The 5166-nt window shown below is 72.6% G+C and carries 6 protein-coding genes; 3 read left to right on the top strand and 3 right to left on the bottom strand.

Features of this window, described 5'->3' with window-relative positions; genetic code table 11:
* Both EYA84_RS25900 and EYA84_RS25895 read right to left on the bottom strand, forming a co-directional pair.
* Positions 1 to 1086: LLM class flavin-dependent oxidoreductase (locus EYA84_RS25900; RefSeq protein ID WP_131056209.1), on the bottom strand; the 1086-nt coding region annotated here is incomplete at its 3' end.
* A 170-nt stretch (positions 1087 to 1256) separates the two neighbouring features.
* Positions 1257 to 1865, bottom strand: a complete 609-nt coding sequence (locus tag EYA84_RS25895; protein ID WP_131056207.1) for an ABATE domain-containing protein — start codon at positions 1863 to 1865, stop codon at positions 1257 to 1259.
* A 91-nt stretch (positions 1866 to 1956) separates the two neighbouring features.
* Between EYA84_RS25895 and EYA84_RS25890 the strand changes: the two genes are divergently transcribed.
* The gene (locus EYA84_RS25890; RefSeq protein WP_131056205.1) at positions 1957 to 2703 is read left to right on the top strand and encodes a metallophosphoesterase; all 747 of its coding nucleotides are present in this window, start codon (positions 1957 to 1959) and stop codon (positions 2701 to 2703) included.
* 2 nt (positions 2704 to 2705) lie between these two features.
* Positions 2706 to 3395: a LysE family translocator gene (locus EYA84_RS25885; RefSeq protein WP_131056203.1), complete on the top strand. Its 690-nt coding sequence runs from the start codon at positions 2706 to 2708 to the stop codon at positions 3393 to 3395.
* A gap of 20 nt (positions 3396 to 3415) precedes the next feature.
* On the opposite strand, the gene EYA84_RS25880 is transcribed toward EYA84_RS25885, so the two are convergent.
* Positions 3416 to 4021 (bottom strand): DNA-3-methyladenine glycosylase, encoded by a 606-nt coding sequence (locus EYA84_RS25880; protein WP_131056201.1) that lies wholly within the window; start codon positions 4019 to 4021, stop codon positions 3416 to 3418.
* Positions 4022 to 4436: 415 nt separating this feature from the next.
* Here EYA84_RS25880 and EYA84_RS25875 point away from each other — a divergent pair, with 415 nt between their 5' ends.
* The gene (locus tag EYA84_RS25875; protein ID WP_131056199.1) at positions 4437 to 4865 is read left to right on the top strand and encodes a DNA-binding protein; all 429 of its coding nucleotides are present in this window, start codon (positions 4437 to 4439) and stop codon (positions 4863 to 4865) included.
* Positions 4866 to 5166 lie beyond the last annotated feature (301 nt).

Here is a 5166-nt window from a genome sequence, read left to right as displayed (position 1 = left end):
GCCCGAGGCGGCCCGCTCGGCGGCGGCGCGCAGCGAGGCGTGCGTCGGTGCCGCAGGTACGTGGGCGGGCCGCAGCGACTCGAACTCCTTGCGCAGCACCGGCACGACCTCCTCGCCGAGCAGGTCGAGCTGCTCCAGCACCGTCTTCAGTGGCAGGCCGGCGTGGTCGACCAGGAAGAGCTGACGCTGGTAGTCGCCCACGTACTCCCGGAACCCGAGGGTCCGGTCGATCACCTGCTGCGGGCTGCCCACGGTCAGCGGCGTCTGCGAGGTGAACTCCTCCAGCGAGGGGCCGTGCCCGTAGACCGGCGCGTTGTCGAAGTACGGCCGGAACTCGCGGACCGCGTCCTGGGAGTTGCGGCGCAGGAACACCTGCCCGCCGAGGCCGACGATGGCCTGGTCGGCGGAGCCGTGGCCGTAGTGCGCGAAACGCTGCCGGTAGAGGCCCACCATCCGGCGGGTGTGCTCGGCCGGCCAGAAGATGTGGTTGGCGAAGTACCCGTCGCCGTAGTACGCGGCCTGCTCGGCGATCTCGGGGCTGCGGATCGAGCCGTGCCAGACGAAGGGCGGCACGCCGTCGAGCGGTCGCGGCGTCGAGGTGAACGACTGCAACGGGGTACGGAACTTGCCCGACCAGTCGACCACGTCCTCCCGCCAGAGCCGGCGCAGCAGGTCGTAGTTCTCGATGGCGAGCGGGATGCCGTTGCGGATGTCCTGCCCGAACCATGGGTAGACCGGGCCGGTGTTGCCGCGCCCCATCATCAGGTCGACCCGGCCGTCGGCCAGGTGCTGGAGCATCGCGTAGTCCTCGGCGATCTTCACCGGGTCGTTGGTGGTGATCAGCGTGGTCGCGGTGGACAGCAGCAGCCGCTCCGTGCGGGCGGCGATGTAGCCGAGCATGGTGGTGGGCGACGAGGGCACGAACGGCGGGTTGTGGTGCTCGCCGGTGGCGAAGACGTCGAGACCGACCTCCTCGGCCTTGAGCGCGATGGCCACCATCGCCTTGATCCGCTCCGCCTCGGTCGGCTCACGACCGGTGGTCGGGTCGACCGTGACGTCGCCGACGGTGAAGACTCCGAACTGCATGACAGCTCCTCGTGTCGTCCGACCCGGGCGGTTCGTACCCGGCGTCGCGGACAACATATTTGACTCGTCAACTATTCCGTAACCCCGGCCCCCACCAGTGTCCCCCGTCACGCCGCGCTCATCCGCCCGGCCGAGGACGCCGCCGGGAAGCCGAGGACGCCGCCGAAACACTACGGAACCGTCGGGCTCGCCGCGTGGCGCTGGTAGTGCCGGGACACCCGGGCACGGTTGCCGCAGGACGGCTTGCACCACGCCTGGCGCGGATGGTCCTTCACGAAGTAGCGCACGCAGCGCGGCGCCGGGCAGGCGAGCAGGTGGGTGCGGGCCGGGCCGGTGAGGAACTCGATCGCCGCCCGGGCCAGCACCGCGACGAGCCACCGCCGGGCGTCGGTCGCGGCACCCCGCCAGGCGATCGTCGGCGTCGACCCGTCCGGCCAGCTCAGCACCGGCCGCACGGGCAGCCGGCCGGCATCCTCGTTGAGTCGCTCGACGGCGTCCGGCACGGGCATCAACGTCGAGGAGTCGGCCCGGCTGGGCGGCCCCGGACGGACCGCGTGCGCGAAGAGTGCCCGGACGGCACGGCGTACGGCTACCACGTCGCGCCGCAGGTGCTCGTCCGGCGTACCGGCGAAGGGCTCGGCGGCGTACTCCCGCAGCGGTTCGGCCTGCTCCCGCAGCCAGGCCGCCAGCCCGGCCACGTCCGCGAGGTCGTCGGCCACGCCCCCGTTGCCGTCGTGCCGGATGGTGCTCGCCAGGGCGAGCACGAGCTGCTGTGACATCGGGCCTCCTCAGGTCCTGCTTGACGCGCCCCGTGCGATCGAGTGTAGTTTCCCTAATGCTTGCGGACGCTACAACCATTAGGGGATTGCTGTGCTCGTCATCGCCCACCTCAGCGACACGCACCTCGACAGTCATCCCCGCTCGGCCGAGCGGACCGCCCGGGTGATGGACCACCTGCACGCCCTGCCCCGACCGGTCGACGCGATCCTGATCAGCGGGGACATCGCCGACCACGGCGAGGAGGCCGAGTACCGGCTCGCCGCGGAACTCTTCGCGTCGCCACTGCCGGTGATGGTCTGCCCCGGCAACCACGACGTGCGCGACGCGTACCGCAAGGGTCTGCTCGGCGACGCGGGCGGCGGCGACGGCCCGATCAACACCCGGCACGACGTCGCCGGCGCGGTCTTCCTGCTCGCGGACTCGTCGATCCCGGGCGAGAACGACGGTCACCTCGACGAGGAGACCATGGAGTGGCTCGCCGGACAACTCGGCTCGGTGCCGGCCGGGACTCCGGTCTTCGTCTCCTTCCACCACCCGCCGGTCGCCCTGCACCACCCCGTCGTCGACTCGATGCGGCTCTCCCCCACCGCGCCGCTGGCCGACCTGCTGGCCGCCCACCCACAGGTCGTCGCCGTGCTCACCGGCCACTTCCACACCGCCGCCGCGAGCACCTTCGCCGGCCGACCCCTGCGGATCGCGCCCGGCGTCGTCTCCACGCTCCGACTGCCCTGGGAGGGTGACGGACCGCTGGTCGACCTGCGCCAGCCACCCGGGGTGGCGTTCCACGTGTACGACGACGCGGGACTGTTCACCACCCACTACCGCGTGGTGGTCTGAGGTTGGACAGGGTCGCCGTGCTCGGCTTCCTCGTCGCCGTCGCGCCGATCACCCTGACCCCGGGCACCAGCCTGACCGTGGTCGTCTCGCGGGTCGCCGCCGGTGGGCCCCGGCAGGGCTGGTGGGTGATCCTGGGTACGGTCACCGGGATCTACGTGCACGGCACGCTCGCGGCCATCGGCCTCGCCGCTCTGGTGCTGCGCTCGTCGCAGGCGTTCTGGACGGTGAAGCTGCTCGGCGCCGCCTATCTGGTCGGGTTCGGGCTGTGGCTGCTGTGGTCGACGATCCGTCGCCGACACCCGACCGGTTCTGCCCCGCCCGACGGCCCTGCGCTGTCCGACGGCTCTGCTCTGTCCGACGGCCCGGCCACCGTCCGCCGGCCCCGGCGCCTGCCGTGGCGCGGGCACCATCCGTACGCGCAGGGGCTGCTCGGCACCGTGCTCAACCCCAAGGCCGCCGCCGTCTACCTGACCCTGGCCCCGCAGTTCCTCGGCTCCCACCGCTCCGTGCTGGTGCCGATGCTGGTGCTGGCCTCGGCGCACGCGGTGCTGCACACCTGCTGGCTCGCCGGCTGGACCGTGGTCTCGGGTGCGGCGGCCCGGCTGCTGCGCACCCTCCGGGTCCGCCGACTGCTGGACCGGCTGACCGGCGCACTCCTGGTCGGTCTCGGTGTCCGCACCGCGGTCGGATAGAGCGGCCTGGCAGACCCGAGTCAGTGCCGTCGCCGGGGCACGTGGCGACGGTAGGTGCTGACCGTCGGGTCACCGGTGATCCAGAAGCGCCAGGGGACGTCGTGGGCGGCGGCCACGCCGACGCGGGGGCCGGCGGAGAACTCGGACGGCGCGACCGGACGCGTCGGCGGAGTCAGCAGCAACGGCCCGCTGCCGTCGACGAGGTTGGTGCCGTTAGCCGTCGCGTCGAGCCCCAGCGCCACCACCAACCGGGCCGGGCCGCGCGCCAGGTCCCGGTCGGGCACCTCGCCGCGACGCTTGCGGGCGAGATCCACCCCGTCGACCACCGCACCGGCCCGCAGCAGGACCGCCGCCGCCTCCCCCTCGCGCCCGCAGACCACGTTGAGGCACCAGTGCATCCCGAAGACGAAGTACGTGTAGGCGTGGCCCGCCGGACCGAACATGACCTTCGTACGCGGTGTCGGCCCCCGGTGGGCGTGTGAGGCCGGGTCCTCGCCCGTCCCGGCGTACGCCTCGACCTCGGTCAGCCTGATCCGAACGCCGCCGGCCGAGACCTCCCAGCCCAGCAGCCTGCGCGCGGTCTCGGCGATCTCGGCGGCGGGCGCGGTCAGCCAGGAGTGGTCCACCCGTCCAGGTAACCGCGACCGGGGTTCGATCGGCAACCACGCGCCGACGTCTCGGAGAGCCCAGCATGGTCCGTCCCGGGTATGACCTGGGAGTCCAGGTCGCGGCCGAACATGTCCGGGACGACATCGCGCTCGGCTGAGACGGTCGGCATGTCGATCCCACCCCTCGGCGGGAGCGCACCCTCGACGAATCGGGCCTGCGGTGCTCCTCCTGGTCGCCTTTCGAGCTGAACCGTCGGCGCTATCGCCCGCCCCCAGGTGCGGACGGCTATGCCCGATCCGCTGCTGCGGTCAGCTCGACAGGCGCCTCGATGGACAAGCGACGCCCCACCGACGCCCGCCGATCGACGCCCCTCCGACCTCAAGGGTTCAACACCTTGTTGACAACGCTTCGTTGAAGTAGTGGGCTGGGGGAATGACCGCCTCCGCCCGCACCTCAGCACAGGCAGCCCAGGATCCGGCCCACCGCACCTACGCGGCCCTGCACCGGCTCACCGAGCGGCACGCCGCCACCGAGGCCCAGCGCCGTCGACACACCAACCCGTACGCGGCCGATCCGTACGCGGCGATCGCCGTGGTGTTGGCCCTGGCTGCCGGGGCCGCCGAAGCTACGAACGGTGAGGAACCGGTCGACGAGGGAGACCTGCTCGCCGCGCTGACCCTCTTCCCACACCTGCGGGCGGAGATCGACACCATGGAGGCGGGACTGCTGGACCTCGCGCGCAGCCGTGGGCTGACCTGGCAGGCGATCGGGCACGGACTCGGCCTGGGCAGCGCCCAGGCCGCCCGCCAGCGCTACGACCGGCTGGCCGCCCGCACCCGACCGGACCAGGCCGCCGACTGAGCCGGGTGCTGCACCAGGGTCGCAGCACCCCGCCCCGGAGGTCGCCACCACCGGCGGGCCCCAGGCCCGACAGCACGAACGGTTCAGCTCGAAAGGACACCAACCGCAAGTACCCGGAGCGACGAGCCCGTCCTCCGAAGCCGACGTACTGGGGAAGCGAGCGGACGGCCCGGCCGATGTCGACCGGGCCGGGCCGTCCGCCTCAGCGGGGTACGACCTGCTCCGCCGCCCACTCCCGCCAACCGGCCAACCGGTCGGCGGCGGTGGCGAGCTGGTCGGCGACCGGGCGCGGATCGGGCGC

Origin of the sequence: Verrucosispora sp. SN26_14.1 (genome assembly GCF_004307965.1) — a bacterium.
Lineage (GTDB): Bacteria > Actinomycetota > Actinomycetes > Mycobacteriales > Micromonosporaceae > Micromonospora.
This window is presented reverse-complemented; position numbering and strand designations above follow the sequence as displayed.

What these genes read in the sequence shown, in the direction of transcription:
- EYA84_RS25875 (WP_131056199.1), top strand. Translation starts at nt 4,437, where the DNA reads ATGACCGCCTCCGCCCGCACCTCAGCACAGGCAGCCCAGGATCCGGCC.
- EYA84_RS25895 (WP_131056207.1), bottom strand. Translation starts at nt 1,865, where the DNA reads ATGTCACAGCAGCTCGTGCTCGCCCTGGCGAGCACCATCCGGCACGAC.